Source organism: Actinomadura terrae (assembly GCF_022751215.1).
Taxonomy (GTDB): Bacteria; Actinomycetota; Actinomycetes; order Streptosporangiales; family Streptosporangiaceae; genus Spirillospora; species Spirillospora terrae.
The window spans coordinates 1,841,101-1,857,723 of the sequence record NZ_JAICDG010000001.1; the positions used below are offsets into that span (position 1 = coordinate 1,841,101).

Below are 16,623 nucleotides of genomic sequence, written 5' to 3' on the forward strand. Positions count from 1 at the left end.
CCCTCCCCGTTCACTCGCCTTCTAGTAGCTCGGACAGGTCGTCGACCACCACGTCCGCGCCGTGCTCCCGCAGGTCGGCCGCGTGGTCCGGACTCACCCGGTTGACGCCCACCACGTAGGCGAACCGTCCCGCGCGGCCCGCCTCGACACCGGCCAGCGCGTCCTCGAACACCACCGCCCGCTCCGCGGGGACCCCCACCTCCCGGGCGCCCTCCAGGAACATGTCGGGCGCGGGCTTGCCGGGCAGGTTCCGCTCGGCCGCGACGACCCCGTCGACCCGGGCGTCGAACAGGTCGGTGATCCCGACGGTCTCCAGCACCTGCGCGGTGTTGGCGCTGGAGGACACCACCGCCGTCCGCAGCCCCGCCTCCCGCGCCGCGCGGACGTAGCCGACCGACCCGTCGAACACCTCCACGCCCCGCTCCTTGATGATCTGGAGCACGAGGGCGTTCTTGCGGTTCCCGAGCCCCCGGACGCTCTCGCGCTCGGGCGGGTCGTCCGGCGCGCCCTCGGGCAGTCTGATCCCGCGCGAGGTCAGGAACGAGCGCGTCCCGTCCTCGCGCTTCTTGCCGTCGACGTACGCGCCGTAGTCCTTGACCGGGTCGAACGGGACGAACGGGCCGCCCGTCCGTTCCGCGTGCTCGCGCAGGAAGCCGTCGAACATCTCCTTCCACGCGGCGGCGTGCACCGCCGCCGTCCGGGTCAGCACCCCGTCGAGATCGAAGAGACACGCCTGCGCCCGGTCGGGCAGTCCCAGCATCCGCACCCCCTGGAGAAATGTCAGTAATCGGACGGGTCGCCCCTTCCCACGCGGGCACACCCTCACGCATGGGGAAGTCCGCGGGCCTGCGGGATGTTCATGATCTACACACGACCCCTTGGCCAGGTTCGCACACCAGGAGGAGAGAACCAATGGAAAAGGCCCGCATCGGCGTCACCGGACTGGCGGTGATGGGCCGCAACCTGGCCCGCAACCTCGCCCGGCACGGCCATCCCGTCGCCGTCCACAACCGGACCTCCGCCCGCACGAAGGCACTGGTCGAACAGTTCGGCGACGAGGGAACGTTCCTTCCCGCCGACACGCCCGAGGAGTTCGTGGCGTCCCTGGAGCGGCCCCGCCGCCTCGTCGTGATGGTCAAGGCGGGCGCGCCCACCGACGCCGTCATCGAGGAGTTCGCGCCGCTGCTGGAGCCCGGCGACATGATCGTCGACGGCGGCAACGCGCACTTCGCCGACACCCGCCGCCGCGAGGCCGCGCTGCGCGAGCGCGGCGTCCACTTCGTCGGCGCCGGGATCTCCGGCGGCGAGGAGGGCGCCCTGCACGGCCCCAGCATCATGCCGGGCGGCTCCGCCGAGTCCTACGAGGCGCTCGGCCCGCTCCTGGAGGACATCTCCGCCAAGGTCGACGGCGACCCCTGCTGCGCCCACGTCGGCCCGGACGGCGCCGGGCACTTCGTCAAGATGGTGCACAACGGCATCGAGTACTCCGACATGCAGCTCATCGCCGAGTCCTACGACCTTCTGCGGCACGCCGCCGGCCTCGCCCCGGCCGAGATCGCCGAGGTCTTCCGCACCTGGAACACCGGCCGCCTGGAGTCCTACCTCATCGAGATCACCGCCGAGGTCCTCGCGCACACCGACGCCGCCACCGGCAAGCCGTTCGTCGACGTCGTCCTCGACCAGGCCGAGCAGAAGGGCACCGGCCGCTGGACGGTCCAGACCGCCCTCGACCTCGGCGTCCCCGTCGGCGGCATCGCCGAGGCCGTCTTCGCCCGCTCGGTCTCCGGCCACGCCGACCTGCGCGCCGCGTCCCGCCACCTGCCCGGCCCGTCCCGGACCAAGGTCGCCGGCTCCTCCTTCGCCGACGCCGTCGAGAAGGCCCTGTACGCCTCCAAGATCGTCGCGTACGCGCAGGGCTTCCACGAGATCCAGGCGGGCAGCGCCGAGTACGGCTGGAACATCGACGCCGGGTCCATGGCCGCGATCTGGCGCGGCGGCTGCATCATCCGCGCCGGCTTCCTCGACCGCATCCGCGCCGCCTACGCCGCCGACCCGCACACCCCGACCCTGCTCACCGACCCCCACTTCACCGAGGCCGTGGGCGACGCCCAGGACGCCTGGCGCGAGGTCGTCGCCACCGCCGCCCGCATCGGCGTCCCGGCCCCCGGCCTCTCCACGGCCCTGGCCTACTACGACTCACTCCGAGCCGACCGCCTACCCGCCGCCCTCACCCAGGGCCAACGCGACTACTTCGGCGCCCACACCTACCGCCGCACCGACCGCGAAGGCACCCACCACACCCTCTGGGGCGGAGACCGCACCGAAGTAGACGCCTGAGGTCTCGGGCGCCCCTGGCATGTTTTGGGGGCGCCTGCCCGCCTGCTCTGGCCTGTTGATGGATTCGGGTGGTCCGTCGGGTTCGAGGCGTGTAGATAGGTTCCCAGGCGGCGACGGGAGATGGGATGGGGCGCGGGCAGCGGATCGACCAGGCGAACTGGCCCGGCGACGGACCTCACCGGCGTCTTCTGGAACTCCTGGACCGGCTCCATCAGGCGAACGGGCTGAAGAGCCGCCGCGACATCGCGACCGAGATGCACCTCGAATCGGCGTCCTACGTCAACGACTGGCTGCGCGGGTTACGGCTCCCGGTGGACGCCCGGCAGGTCGAAGCCCTGGTTCGGGCTCTGGACGGCGACGACGGTGACGTCCACGAGGCCCTCCGGCTGTATGAGGAGGCCACGGCCGCCGCCGCGCCTTCGCCGCACCCTTGGGCGGCCCTGGCGGCGGGACACATCGCGTGGACGCTGGTCGACGCGAGGCGTGATGCCTCGGCCTTCCAGGAGGCGACGAGCGCGATAGCCGAACGGCTCGCAGTTCTGTCGTCCGAGGCCGAGTCGGGTTCGCCCGATGATCCCTGGCTCGACACCGAACTCGCCGCCCGCTTCACCCGCTGGACGGATTGGCTGCTGCGCACCACGCTCGCCGAGGCCATGTGCGACCTGTCCCCGGCTGAGGCGGCACTGTTGACGCTCGTCCCGCTGCTGCACCACACGCACATGGCCCGCACGCTCGCCACGCTGCGCGAGATCGACCCTCTCGACCTCGGCAGCGGTTGCGGTGACGGGCCGCGTCGTGAGTACGAGACGTTCCTTGGAGGGCAGCGCGAACTGGTCGACCGTGCGACGGCCCGGCGCCTGCCTGATCGTGATTCCGCCGCGTCTGAGATCGGCTGGTGGCTCTTCCGCCGTTGGGTGGTGCGGTTTCCGCAGTCCTACCGACTGAGCACTGTCCGTGACCTGCTCTCGGCCGTGGACGCCAGCGACCCCCGCATGCGGGACGAGGTGCTGGCCGCGAAGACCGTCCAGCGGTTCCTGGCCGCGCTGCGGCTCGACCTGTCCGAGCTGGGCGACACCGACCGCAAGAACGCGCCGCAGTTCGAGACCGTGCTGTTCGCAGGTGAGCCGCACGAGCAGCGCGTCCGGGAACTGCTGATCGGGCAGATCCTCTCGGTCGCATATGCCCTGACGATCGACCTCGTCCGGCTCCCCGAGATTGTCGCCCGACATCTTGGCATTCCGCATCCGGTCGATCTGGCGGAGCTGCGCGGCACCGTGGGGAGCCACGCGAAGTGGGTGCTGCAATCGGACTGTCTCGTACTGCGCGCAGACTGTCATCATCCGGCCGAGCTTGAGGGGCTGCGCCAGTACGCGGGCCAGGTGGACGCGTTGCTCTACGCGATCCGGCAGGGATGCGGGGACCATCACACCATGCATGCCCTCACACGCCTGCCGTCCCGTGCGTCTGCCGATGATGTTCGCCCTGACACAGATGACGACGGTCGCTTGCTGTTCCAGCGGGTCAGCCGGTTTCGGCTCGACGAGCGCCGCGTCCAAGATCTGCTGATGGGCGAGCAGCTCTACCAGGATCGTGGCCTGGCCATCCGCGAGCTGTACCAGAACGCTCTCGACGCCTGCCGCTACCGCCGGGCCCGGCTCGCCTACCGCAGGCAGGGCGACTGGGCCGACGACTGGGAGGGCCGCATCCGCTTCACCCAGGGCGTGGACGAGAACGGCCGCGCCTACCTCGAATGCCTCGACAACGGCATCGGCATGACCGAGGCGGTCCTCACCGACGTCTTCGCGCAGGCCGGGTCCCGCTTTACCGACACCACCGAGTTCCTGGTCGAGGCGGCCGATTGGAAGAGCTCAGACCCGCCCATCCCATTTCATGCCAACAGCCGTTTCGGTATCGGGGTCCTGAGTTACTTCATGATCGCCGACGAGATCGAGGTCGTCACCCGCCCGCTGGATCGCGGCCACCGCTCGCATCCGACGCTGAAGGTCTCGATCTTCGGGCCGGGGCATCTGTTCCGCATCGAGCACCTTTCAGACGATCGCCCCGCGGGAACTTCGGTACGGCTCTACCTTCGTGAAGGCGAGGAGGCCCCGTCCTGCGTGGAGGAACTACGACGGCTACTTGGCATCGCCGAATTCAAGACCCACGCCCGGCACGGCAACCAGGTTGAGCTTTGGGAGCCGGGGGTGCTCAAGGAGCGCGTCCGCCCTTCGTGGGAGACCGATGGGCTGGACGTCCACGGCGACTTCGTGCCCTGGAGCGACGGCCACGGCGGCCAGGTGGTCTGGTGCGAATACGGCGGCGGCCTGCTGGTGGACGGCCTGTACGTGCGACCTGCCACCCGCCACGGGGTTTTCGCGGGCAGCACGGGCGGACGGCTGCGCGGCGCCATCGTTAACCTGACCGGCCAGCACGCGCCCAAGAAACTTTCCGTCGACCGTCGACAAGTCCTCTCGGATGTCTCGGGCACCGCCGAGCAACTCCTCGTCGCCGCGATGGACGAGTTAATGGCGGCGGACCCCCCTCGGCTGAACGTCGGCTGGGTGGCCGCGCTGACGGAGGCCAGCCCAAGGCTCGCGGACCTCGTCATCGAAAGGGCGAGCCGTTCGCGCCACCAGATCACGACGGAAACGGGGCGGTTGGACGTTCGCCGCGTCGGCTGCTTCCTTCAAGATTCTTTTCTCGTCTGGGCGGATAATGGGAGGCTGCCCGGGCGGGTGCCCGATTCGTACGATCTCTGGTGCTGGGATTTCGGGCCGGAGGTCGCGGATCACGTGCTGCTGTGGCGCCTGATCGTCAACGGTTCCGATGTCGAAGACGTCCTATCGGAGATGGAGCCACCGCGGATCGAGGACGTCGTTACTGGGCGACCTTCCGACACGCTGCTGCTCGGAAGCAACTTCGGTGACGAGGCCGGTCAAGATGACCTCTCGGTGACGTCCTGGCACTGGACGCGGGAGGATCTACGAGTTTCTCCAGGGCGTGTCCTTTGGGCGGCCAGGCTGCTGGGAGTCTCCCCACGTGAAGCGGCACAACGGGCTGTTGAATTGGGCGTTCACGAGCTGGATCCAGAAGGGTTCTCAGCAGAGCCGCACGGCGGCCACCTCGATCTCGCCCTACTGAGCTCGAAGCAGACCGGCGGGCCCCCTTGGCTTTCCACCGGAAAGGCGGTGCCCATCGGGCACGTCGCGGCAGTCGCCGTCCGATTCGGGGTGGGCTTCCCCGAGTTGCGGGAACGGCTGGAGCGCCATGGGTTCCAGGTGGCCCCGGCTCAATCGGCTCCCACTGGACCATCGGAAACGGACCTGCGGATTCTCTCGTGGCAACAGAGCACAACAGACTGGATCGCCTACACCGGTCGCCCGCTACCGGCCTCGCATCTCGTTCGCTGCGCTCGGGAACTCCAAACTCCAGTCGACGAGGTATGCCACAGGCTGGAGGAGTTCGGCTTCACCACTGCCCGCTGCTCGCTGCCTGAACGGCCTGATGCTGAGGACGCGGCTCTCTTCGATTGGGAGTTCACGTGGAGGGAGAAGGAGGAGTACGACGGGAACGGGCCGCTTCATCCGGTCCATCTCTTTCGCGCTGCCATCAAGCTGAACCTGCCTGTCCGTGACGTCGCCTCGCGGCTCACCGCCTACGGGATCAAGGTTCCGGACCGCCTGCCGGATCGCATCGAACCCGAGGACCTCCAACTACTCGGACGCGAAGCGCACAGGCTTTCCCCTTGGTGGCGGCCGACAGAACCTGTCCTCCTCCCGCACGTGGCGGTGGTGAGCGGCAGGACGGGAATCGCTCCCGGGCGGGTCGTGGAACGGCTTTCCGCGTACGGCATGCATGTGGCTGTGGCTCCGGCCCATATACCTGACGCGGTTGACGAGAGCGCTTTGCGATTGCTCTCCAAGGACTGCGATGGCCAGCCTCCCTGGTTGGACGCGGCGGAGCCTGTCACGCGCGGGCATCTGGTCCGCACCTTCGCCACGTCCGGTGCCTCCATACCCCGCACGGCCGACCGGTTGGCCGGTCTCGGGATGACCGTGTCGTTCGGGGAGCTTCCGGAGCCGGCCGACGTCATGCTTCTCCGCGCCGTTCGCAACGGGGTGATCACGTGGCCCAGGCCCGGGGAACCGGTCAACCTGTTCCACCTGCTCACCGTTTCGCGGAAGGCCGGGATGAGTGTGCGGGACGCCGCGGAGCGGTTGCGGTGGTTGGGGATGGACGTCCCGGACGTCGACGAGAGCGTCGCCGAAGCGATGCGCAGGTTGCCCCGCAAGCGCTGACCACCGTGCGGCGGGTGTGCGCCAGTGGGCCGTCCCTCAAGGAAAAGCCGCAGGTCACGGGCATGATCTCCGCTTGGTCGACGTCATGTCACGCCAGCGCACGGACGGGGCCGGGCCCTTCGGCGCAGGCTGCTTCTGTCTGCGAGTGAGCGACGGGAGTGGTGGACGTGGGGACGATCGTCGAGCTGGCCCCGGTGGCCGGGGGAGTGCTCAACGTGCTGGCGGCCGGGCTCGGGCTCTGTGCCGCGATGCTGGCCTGGAGGGGGAGGGGGTGACGCGGGGAGTAGCCCGACAGGGGCAGGATGGAGGGGTGAGTCTTATCGATGAGCTGCCTACCGGAAACGACGCCGATCCCGATTCGCTGTTCGAGGCGTTCGAGAGATGGGTGTCGGGGCGCGGGATCACGTTGTATCCCGCGCAGGAGGAGGCGCTCATCGAGGTCGTCTCCGGCGCCAACGTGATCTTGTCGACGCCGACCGGGTCGGGCAAGAGCCTGGTGGCGGCGGGGGCGCTGTTCGCGGCGCTGGGCAAGGATCAGGTGGGGTTCTACACGGCGCCGATCAAGGCGCTGGTGTCGGAGAAGTTCTTCGACCTGTGCGAGATGTTCGGGCGCGAGAACGTCGGCATGATGACCGGGGACGCGAGCGTGAACGCGGACGCGCCGATCGTGTGCTGCACGGCGGAGGTGCTCGCCAGCATGGCGCTGCGGGACGGCGCCGACGCCGACATCGGCGTGGTGGTCATGGACGAGTTCCACTTCTACGCCGAGCCCGAAAGGGGCTGGGCCTGGCAGATCCCACTGTTGGAGCTGCCGAAGGCGCAGTTCCTGCTGATGTCGGCGACGCTGGGCGACGTCACGTTCTTCCAGAAGGACCTGACGCGCCGGACGGGCCGTCCGACCGCGCTGGTGACCTCGGCGGAGCGGCCGGTGCCGCTGATCTACGACTACCGGGTCACGCCGCTGCACGAGACGATCGAGGAGCTGCTGGCCGAGCAGAAGGCGCCGGTCTACCTGGTGCACTTCACGCAGGCGGCGGCGATCGAGCGGGCGCAGGCGCTGATGAGCATCAACGTGTGCACGAAGGCGGAGAAGGCGCGGATCGCCGAGCTGATCGGGAACTTCCGGTTCACGACGAAGTTCGGGCGGAACCTGTCGCGGTTCGTCCGGCACGGGATCGGGGTGCACCACGCGGGGATGCTGCCGAAGTACCGGCGGCTGGTGGAGCGGCTCGCGCAGGCGGGGCTGCTGAAGGTCATCTGCGGGACGGACACGCTGGGCGTCGGCGTCAACGTCCCGATCAGGACGGTCGTGTTCACCGCGCTCAGCAAGTACGACGGGCACCGGGTGCGGCGGCTGCGGGCGCGGGAGTTCCACCAGATCGCGGGGCGGGCCGGGCGCGCGGGGTTCGACACGGTGGGGTTCGTGGTGGCGCAGGCGCCCGATCACGTGGTGGAGAACGAGAAGGCGCTCGCCAAGGCAGGGGACGACCCGAAGAAGCGGCGGAAGGTCCAGCGCAAGAAGCCGCCGGAGGGGTTCGTCGGGTGGGACGAGGACACCTTCCGCAAGTTGCAGGAGGCCGAGCCGGAGATGCTCCGGTCGCGGTTCCAGGTCAGCCACGCGATGCTGCTGTCGGTGATCGCGCGTCCGGGCAACGCGTTCCAGGCGATGAAGCGGCTGCTGACCGACAACCACGAGGAGCCCGCCGCGCGCCGGCGGCACATCTCGCGGGCGATCGCGATCTACCGGTCGCTGCTGGCGGGCGGGGTCGTGGAGGTGCTGCCCGCGCCCGACGACATGGGACGGTACGCGCGGATCACCGTGGACCTCCAGGAGGACTTCGCGCTCAACCAGCCGCTGTCCACGTTCGCGCTGGCGACGTTCGAGATCCTGGACCCGGCGTCGCCCTCGTACGCGCTGGACGTGCTGTCGGTGATCGAGGCGACGCTGGACGATCCGCGCCAGATCCTCGCGGCGCAGGTGAACAAGGCGCGCGGCGAGGCCGTCGCGGAGATGAAGGCCGAGGGCATCGAGTACGAGGAGCGGATGGAGCTGCTCCAGGACGTCGACCACCCGAAGCCCCTCCAGGACGAGCTGGACGCCGCGTACGAGATCTACCGGGCGGGGCATCCGTGGGTGGGCGACCATCCGCTGCGTCCGAAGTCGGTGGTCCGCGACATGTACGAGCGGGCGATGACGTTCACCGAGTACATCGGGTTCTACGAGCTGGCGCGGGGCGAGGGCCTTGTGCTGCGGTACCTGTCAGGGGCCTACAAGGCGCTCCAGCAGACGGTCCCGGAGTCGATCAAGACCGATGACCTGATCGACCTGATCGATTGGCTGGGCGAGCTGGTCCGGCAGGTCGACTCCAGCCTCCTGGACGAGTGGGAACAGCTCGCCAACCCGTCCGAGGAGGTCGACGAGCCGATCGAGGAGCGGGTCACGAAGGTGACCGCGAACCAGCGGGCGTTCCGGGTACTGGTGCGCAACGCGCTGTTCCGGCGGGTGGAGCTGGCCGCGCTGGAGCGGTACGGCGACCTGGCCGAGCTCGACCCGGACTTCGGCGCCGAGGCGTGGCGGGAGGCGATGGACGGCTACTTCGCCGACCACGACGAGCTGCTGACCGGGCCCGACGCGCGCGGGCCGAAGCTGCTCCAGATCGAGGAGGTGCCGCAGGACGCGCTGTGGCGCGTCCGGCAGGTGTTCGACGATCCTGAGGGCGACTACGACTGGGGGATCTCCGCCGAGGTCGACCTCGCGGGATCGGACCAGGAAGGCGAGGCCGTCATCCGTGTGACGGCCGTGAACCGGCTGTGACGGCGTTGGGAGGGATCGCGGTGGTGCAGGTCGCGGTGGCGCAGTACGCGCCCAGCGAGGACAAGGCCGAGAACATGGCGACGATCCGCAAGCTGGTGGACGAGGCCGCCGGCGGCGGGGCCCGGGTCGTCGTGCTGCCGGAGTTCGCGATGTTCACGGCGTCGCGGATGGACGAGCGGTTCGTGGAGACCGCCGAGCCGCTGGACGGCCCGTTCACGGGGGCGCTGAAGGACGCGTCACGGCGTCACGGCGCGCACGTCGTCGCGGGCATGAACGAGCGGCTCGACGAGCCGGGCCGGATCGCCAACACGCTCGTCGCCGCCGGTCCGGACGGGGAGATCGCGGCGGTCTACCGCAAGATCCACCTGTACGACGCGTTCGGGTACAAGGAGTCGGCGCTCGTCCGGCACGGCGAGATCGGCGACCCGGAGACCTTCACCGCGGACGGCGTGACGTTCGGCATGCAGACCTGCTACGACGTCCGTTTCCCCGAGGTGACGCGGCGGATCGTGGACGCGGGCGCCGACGTACTCGCGCTGCCCGCGCAGTGGGTGCCGGGCCCGCTCAAGGAGGACCACTGGCGGACGCTGGTGCGGGCCCGCGCGATCGAGAACACGATCTACGTCGCCGCCGCCGGGCAGTGCGCCCCGACCGGCGCGGGCAACAGCATGATTATCGATCCGATGGGCGTGGTCGTGGCCTCGCTCGGGGAGGGGCCCGGCGTGGCGCCGGGGGAGGTCTCCTCGGAGCGGATCGAGGCCGTGCGGAAGAAGAACCCGGCGCTGGCGCTGCGCCGCTTCACCGTCACCCCGGCCTGAGCTGGGCCTATGCCGTCGATCGCGATACGCGGCTTGACGAATGAGTGAGTGCTCACTCAAAATGAGAGCATGACACAGCGACTCTTCCGGTTCGGAATGGTGGGAGCGGGCGCCCGGGACGGGCGCGAGTGGGCGGCGCTGGCGCGGCGGGGCGAGGAGCTCGGCTTCGCGACGCTGCTGACCGCCGACACCGTCGCGACCCCGGCGCCCGCCGCGTCCCTCGCCGCGGCGGCGGCCGTCACCACGTCCCTGCGCGTCGGCACCTTCGTGGTCAACACCGCGACCCGCCCGGCGAACGCGGTGGCCTGGGAGGCCGCGTCGCTGGCGTTCGTCACCGGCGACCGGTTCGAGCTCGGGATCGGCGCGGGGCGGCCCGGCGGCGAGGGCGACGCGGCCGTGCTCGGCGTCCCCTACGGATCGGGCGCCGAGCGCCTCGCCAGGGTCGAGCAGGTGATCGACGCGGTCGAAGGCCCGGTCGAGGGCCTGTACGGCGGGACGGGCAACACCCCGCACGTGCTGGTCGCAGCGTCCCGCCCCCGGATGCTGGCGCTGGCCGCGCGCCGGGCGGGCACGGTCGCGTTCGGCGTCCCGCCGCTCACCGGGGACGACGGCCTCGCCGACCTCGTCGGCGTCGTCCGCGACGCGGCGGGGGAGCGGTTCGACGACCTGGAGCTGTGCACGAGCGTGCACGTCGTCGGCGACGAGATCCCCGGCTGGCTGCGCGGCCGGATGGCGGTGGACGCGGCGGCGCTCGCCTCGTCCGGGTCCATCGCCATGCTGACCGGCACGTCGCAGGAGATGGCCGACACGCTCAGCCGCCGCCGGGACGAGCTAGGCATTTCGTACGTGACGGTGCCCGCGCCCTTCGCGGAGGCGTTCGCGCCCGTCGTGGAACTGCTCGCAGGCCGCTGAGCGCGCTGGTAGCCGCTTGAGTGTATCGAGGTGACAACGGTCATGGCGATTGTGCGTGCCTGTATAGGCACCTAGCGTGACCATGGGCGGGTGTCCCCTTCCAGTGACAACCCGCCACCGCGCTACCCGCCCTCGGAGTACACGCGCGCCGCGCCCGCGCCCCCGGTCCGCCGTCCGTTCTGGTCCCGGCGGTCCCTACCGGCCGTCGCGGTCGGGGTCGTGCTCACCGCCGGGCTCGTGCTGACCCTCGCCTACGGCATGCTGCGCCCGTCGCCGCCGCACCGGGTCACGCCGGACGCCGTCCCGACGACCCCGGCGGCGGCGCCCCCGGCACCCCCGGCACCCCCTGCGCCCCCGTCGGTCCCGCCGCCGTCGGGTGCGCCGTCACCGCCCGACGCCGCCACGGCGCGCGCCCGGGGGCCGGACGGCACACCGGTCCGGCCCCGGCCCGGCGTGCCGTCCGGCGGCCGCCCCACCGAGACCAGGGCCCCGGTGCGGCACGACCACCGGGTGCCCCGCCCGCGCCCGGCGCCGCGTCCGCGTGCCTCGCACCGCCCCCCGCCCCCCAGGCCGAAGCCCGCCCCGGGGTGGATCGAGGCGGAGTGCCGACGGCGGTACCCGCACGACGCGAACCGCCGGGCGATCTGCGTCGCCGCGCTGTCGGGGATCATGGGTCGGCGCTGACGCGGTCAGGACGGGTCGCCGAAGACCTTCCCCGGGTTGAAGATCCCCGCCGGGTCCAGCGCCGACTTGACCCCGTGGTGCAGGGCGACGACGGCCGGGTCCAGCTCGTCGTGCAGGCCGCGCCGCTTGAGCAGCCCGACGCCGTGCTCGCCGGTCACGGTGCCGCCGAGGTCGAGCGCGCCCGCGATGATCTGGTCGTACGCGCGGACGGCGCGGACGCGGGCCGCGTCGTCGCCGGCCGGAACGATGATCATCGGGTGCAGGTTGCCGTCGCCCGCGTGCGCGACGTTGGCGATGAGCACGTCGTGCTCCACGGCGGCCGCCTCGACGCGGGCGAGCATCTCGGGGAGGAGCGCGCGCGGCACGCAGACGTCGTCGGTCAGCACGGGACCGAGCCGCTCCATGGCCGGGTGGGCGAGCCGCCGCGCCTCGAACAGCGCGTCGGCCTCCTCGGCGTCGGTGGACCGGACGGCCCAGTTCGCCCCGGCCTCCTCGAACAGCCGCACCATCGCGTCGGCCTCCGCCTCGCCCGCCTCGCCGGGCAGGTCGGTGCGGCCGAGCAGCAGCGCCTCCGCGTCGTCCGACAGGCCCATGTTGCGCCACTCGTCGACCGCGCGCAGGACGTGCCGGTCGATCAGCTCCAGCGCGCTCGGGACGATCCCGGCCGCGGTGACGGCGCCGACCGCAGCGCCCGCCGTCCGCAGGTCGGGGAACGAGCCGACGATCGTGCGCTCGGCCGCGCGGGCGGCCCGCAGCCGCACGGTGACCTCGGTGATCACGCCGAGCGTGCCCTCCGACCCGACCATGAGGCCGCACAGGTCGTAGCCGGTGACGCCCTTGGCGGTGCGGCGGCCGAGCCGGACGACGTCGCCGCGCCCGACCACCGCCTGCACGGCCAGGACGTAGTCGCGGGTCACGCCGTACTTGACGCAGCACAGCCCGCCCGCGTTGGTCGCGACGTTCCCGCCGATCGTCGACCAGGGCGAGCTGGACGGGTCCGGCGGGTACCACAGGCCGTGCTCCGCGCACGCCTTGCGCAGGTCGTCATTCACCACGCCCGGCTGGACGACCGCCAGCCGCTCGGCGGGGTCGATCTCGACGATCTCGTTCATCCGCTCCAGGGAGAGCAGGACGCAGCCCTCCAGGGCGTTGGCGCCGCCCGACAGGCCGGTGCCCGCGCCGCGCGGGACGACGGGGACGCCGTGCTCGGCGCAGACCGCGACCACGGCCTGAACGTCCTCGACGGACTGGGCGCGCACGAGCGCGGCGGGCGTTCCGTAGGGCGCCCAGGGCGCCTCGTCCCGCGCGTAGGCGGCGGTGACGCCGGGGTCGGTCACGATCCGGTCGTCGGGGATGCGGTCTTTCAGGGACACCACAAGATCGGCCATGGGGTTAAACAACCACAGTTCAGGCGGCTTTGGACGTGAGCAGCCCTGTGATGTCGGCCCGGAGTTCGCCGAGGTCGACCCCGGCGCCGACCAGCAGCCGCGCCGACAGGAACGTCTCGTCGTGCAGGAGGCCGAGCAGGATGTGCCCGGCGGCGATGTGCTTCTGCTTGAGCCGGATCGCCTGCCGGAGGGCCAGTTCGAGGGACTTCTTCGCCTCGGGGGAGAACCGGATGTGCCCCCGGGGCCCACCGCCCGGCCGGCTTTCCCCGGCCGGGACGTCCAGGGCGCCCGGGCCGAAGCTCTCCTCGGTGGCCTGCCGGACGGCGTCCAGGTCGATGCCGATGGCCCGCAGCGCCTCGGGGTCGAGCGGCTCCTCGGCGGCCCGGACGATACGGGCGCGCAGGTCGACGGCGTCCAGGCCGTGCCGGCGGAGCGTCTCCGCCGCGGCGCCGCCGCCCGTGAGCAGCGCCAGCAGGAGGTGCTCGGTGCCGATGTGGCGGTGGCCCAGCGCACGCGCGTGCACCTGCGTGTCCTTGACCACCCGCCGGGCGTCCTCGGTGAAACGCTCGAACATCCCCTACCGCTCCTTCTTGATCAGGCGGCGCCCGCCGCCGTGCTTCTTGTGGACGGCCTGCCGGCTCACGCCGAGGCACACCGCGATCTCCTGCCAGGACCAGCCGCGCTCGCGGGCGCTCGCGACCTGGAGCGCCTCCAGCCGCTCGGCCAGCTCGCGGAGCGCGCGGACGGCCCGCAGCCCCACCGCCGGGTCCTTGCTGCCCGCCTCCTGGGCGAGCGTCACCCCATCGCTCATGGCTGTCAATGTAGGTTGACATCAAGGTCGTGTCAACCAACGTTGACAGTCGTCGGCGGTTCAGGCGGGGGCGAGCAGGGTGGCGAGCAGGTCGTCCAGATTGATCAGGCCCGCGACCCGGCCGTCGGGCCCCGTCGCGACGCCGAGCCTGCTGTGGTGGTCGCGCAGCACAGCGACCGCGCGGCCGACCGGTGTGCCGACCGGCAGCGCGGGCACCGGGTGCGCCAGCTCGCCCGCGGGCGTGTCCCGGCCCCGGGCCCGCGCCACATAGGCGTCCCGGACGTGCACCATCCGCGCCTCGCCGGGCGATTCGGCGCCGCCCGCCGTCCGCGTCTCGCCAGGGGACGCGGCGCCGCGCACCATGATCCGCGTCCAGCCGGTGCGCACGGCGGTGTCGAGCACCTCCTGCGGGGTCGCGGCGGCGGGCACCGACACGATCCGCGCGACCGGGATGACCAGCTCGGCCAGCGGCGCGCGCGGCGCGTCCAGCGCGGCGGTGAGCAGCGTCAGGTCGGCCTCCTCGATCAGCCCGAGCCGCCGCGACTCCTCGGCGATGCGGCGGAGCTGCTCGGGGGTGCGCGAGAGCTCCCGCGACCCGTCCGGGGCGACGCCGACCGCGCGCAGCAGCAGGTTCGTGGCCCCGTTCAACGCTGCCAGCACCGGTCGGACGAGCGCCGTGAACGCCCGGAACGGCAGGCCGAGGATCGTCGCCGACCGCTCCGGGCCCGCGATCGCCCACGACTTCGGCGCCATCTCCCCGACCACCATGTGCAGGAACGTCACCAGGCCGAGCGCCAGCACGAACGCGACCGCGTGCGCGCCGCCGGACGGCAGCCCGGCCGCGTGGAACAGCGGCGCCAGCGTCTCGGCGAACACCGGCTCCGACACGAGGCCGAGGCCGAGCGAGCACATGGTGATGCCGAGCTGCGCGCCCGCGAGCGTCAGCGACAGCTCGGAGATGCCCGCGACCGCCGCGCCCGCCGCCCGGCTGCCGCGCGCCGCGGCCCGCTCCAGCCGCGGCCGCCGGGCCGCCACCAGCGCGAACTCGGTGGCGACGAAGAACCCGTTGCCGGCCAGCAGCGCCAGCGTCACCGGTGCGCCGAGGACGAGGTTCATGCCTCCTCCCCTTCCACAGTGCGGATGCGGATCAGCTCCGGGACGTGGCGCCGGATCGTCAGCACCTCCACGACGGCGGCGCGGGGCGGCTCGTCCAGCCGGGCGGGCTCCAGTTCGACGGTGACGACGTCGCCGGGCATGGCGACGCGTCCGAGCCGCTGGTGCAGCAGGCCCGCGACGGTCTCGTAGTCGCCCTCCGGCAGCGCGACGCCGGTCTCGTGCGCGACCTCGTCGACCCGCAGGCCCGCGTCGGTCGTCCACCACTCGCCGCGCCGGACCGCGAGGTCCTCCTCGGCGTCGTGCTCGTCGGCGATCTCCCCGACCAGCTCCTCCGCGACGTCCTCCCAGGTGACGATCCCGGCGAAGCCGCCGTACTCGTCGACCACGCAGGCCAGCGGCACCGAGGCGGCGCGCAGCCGCGACACGAGGTCCGGCAGCGGCAGCGAGGACGGCACCAGCAGCGGCGGACGCGCGATCGCCCCGACCGCGACGGTCGCCGCCTCGCCCGGGTCCAGCCGGACCAGCTCGTCCAGCCCGACGACGCCGACGACGTCGTCGACCCGCTCGCCGACGACCGGGTACCGCGAGTGCCCGCCCGCCGTGATCACGTCGGTCAGCTCGGCGGCCGGCGCGGACGCGGGCACCGTCACCACGTCCACCCGCGGCACCATCACCTCCTCGGCGTCGCGGTCGGAGAAGGCCAGCGCGCGTTCGAGCAGGTCGGCGTGCCCCTCGCCGAGCTGCTCGCCCGACTCGCCGATGATGTGCCCGAGCTCCTCCAGCGTCGCGCCGTGGTGCAGCTCCTCCACCGGCTCGATCCCGACGGCCCGGACGAGCCGGTTCGCCGCCGCGTCGAAGAACCGGATCAGCGGCGCCGCCACCGCCAGGTAGACGAGCGTGGACGCGGCGAGCGCCCGCGCCAGCGACTCCGCCCGCGCGAGCGCGAGGTTCTTCGGGAACAGCTCGCCCAGCACCATCTGCACGATCGTGGCCAGCGCGAACCCCAGCGCCACCGCGACGCCGCCCGACGCGCGCCCCGGCACGCCCGCCGCCCGCAGCGCCGGGCCGATCAGGTCGGCGAGCGCGGGCTTGGCGATGAACCCGACCACCAGCGCCGTCACCGTGATCCCGAGCTGCGCGCCCGACAGCATGAACGACAACCGCTCCATCACCCGCACCGCCCGCGCGGCGGCGCGGTCGCCCTCGGCGGCGCGCTGGTCGAGCAGCGGCCGGTCGGCGGTGACGAACGCGAACTCCTGCGCGACGAAGTAGCCGGTCGCCACCGTCAGCACCAGGACGGCCAGCAGCCCGAGGACGGCGCCCACGCCTGCCTCCCCCCGCTCGCCGCATCCGGTTAGCGATCTTTCTACCCGGTCCGCCCCGCCGGGAACGGCCGCCGGGCCGATCGTGATCTGGATGGTTATGCACCGCGGCGGTGTGGAAT

12 protein-coding genes are annotated in these 16,623 nt (G+C 71.9%); 6 read left to right on the plus strand and 6 right to left on the minus strand.

Annotation, left to right across the window (positions count from 1 at the left end; translation table 11 throughout):
- Positions 1-10: 10 nt before the first annotated feature.
- On the minus strand, positions 11-760 hold the full coding sequence (locus K2F47_RS08260; protein WP_242902160.1) for an HAD family hydrolase: 750 nt from the start codon (positions 758-760) through the stop codon (positions 11-13).
- Positions 761-912: 152 nt separating this feature from the next.
- Here K2F47_RS08260 and gnd point away from each other — a divergent pair, with 152 nt between their 5' ends.
- The 6 genes from gnd (at position 913) to K2F47_RS08290 (ending at position 11,864) form a co-directional block, all read left to right on the plus strand.
- The gene (gene gnd, locus K2F47_RS08265) at positions 913-2,337 is read left to right on the plus strand and encodes an NADP-dependent phosphogluconate dehydrogenase (RefSeq protein WP_242902161.1); all 1,425 of its coding nucleotides are present in this window, start codon (positions 913-915) and stop codon (positions 2,335-2,337) included.
- A gap of 125 nt (positions 2,338-2,462) precedes the next feature.
- Positions 2,463-6,635 (plus strand): wHTH domain-containing protein, encoded by a 4,173-nt coding sequence (locus K2F47_RS08270; protein WP_242902162.1) that lies wholly within the window; start codon positions 2,463-2,465, stop codon positions 6,633-6,635.
- 310 nt (positions 6,636-6,945) lie between these two features.
- A complete protein-coding gene (locus K2F47_RS08275; protein ID WP_242902163.1) occupies positions 6,946-9,450 on the plus strand; it encodes a DEAD/DEAH box helicase in 2,505 nt (834 codons plus the stop codon).
- A 20-nt stretch (positions 9,451-9,470) separates the two neighbouring features.
- A complete protein-coding gene (locus tag K2F47_RS08280; protein WP_242902610.1) occupies positions 9,471-10,268 on the plus strand; it encodes a carbon-nitrogen hydrolase family protein in 798 nt (265 codons plus the stop codon).
- 69 nt (positions 10,269-10,337) lie between these two features.
- A complete protein-coding gene (locus K2F47_RS08285) occupies positions 10,338-11,180 on the plus strand; it encodes an LLM class flavin-dependent oxidoreductase (protein WP_242902164.1) in 843 nt (280 codons plus the stop codon).
- 90 nt (positions 11,181-11,270) lie between these two features.
- Complete coding sequence (locus K2F47_RS08290; RefSeq protein ID WP_242902165.1) at positions 11,271-11,864, plus strand: hypothetical protein; 594 nt, start codon at positions 11,271-11,273, stop codon at positions 11,862-11,864.
- Positions 11,865-11,869: 5 nt separating this feature from the next.
- Here the strand turns inward: K2F47_RS08290 and K2F47_RS08295 are convergent, their stop codons facing one another.
- From K2F47_RS08295 to K2F47_RS08315, 5 genes are read right to left on the minus strand one after another with little or no spacing between them, the layout of a single operon-like run.
- Positions 11,870-13,252, minus strand: coding sequence for an FAD-binding oxidoreductase (locus K2F47_RS08295; RefSeq protein ID WP_242902166.1), 1,383 nt, complete (start codon positions 13,250-13,252; stop codon positions 11,870-11,872).
- A 19-nt stretch (positions 13,253-13,271) separates the two neighbouring features.
- Positions 13,272-13,826 carry a Clp protease N-terminal domain-containing protein gene (locus K2F47_RS08300; RefSeq protein WP_242902167.1) on the minus strand — a complete coding sequence of 185 codons (555 nt, stop codon included), beginning with the start codon at positions 13,824-13,826 and terminating at the stop codon, positions 13,272-13,274.
- Between the two features lie 3 nt (positions 13,827-13,829).
- A complete protein-coding gene (locus K2F47_RS08305; RefSeq protein ID WP_242902168.1) occupies positions 13,830-14,063 on the minus strand; it encodes a helix-turn-helix domain-containing protein in 234 nt (77 codons plus the stop codon).
- Positions 14,064-14,123: 60 nt separating this feature from the next.
- The gene (locus tag K2F47_RS08310; protein WP_242902169.1) at positions 14,124-15,179 is read right to left on the minus strand and encodes a CNNM domain-containing protein; all 1,056 of its coding nucleotides are present in this window, start codon (positions 15,177-15,179) and stop codon (positions 14,124-14,126) included.
- Complete coding sequence (locus K2F47_RS08315; RefSeq protein ID WP_242902170.1) at positions 15,176-16,504, minus strand: hemolysin family protein; 1,329 nt, start codon at positions 16,502-16,504, stop codon at positions 15,176-15,178. The genes K2F47_RS08310 and K2F47_RS08315 overlap by 4 nt, the downstream gene beginning before the upstream one ends.
- Between the last annotated feature and the right edge of the window lie 119 nt (positions 16,505-16,623).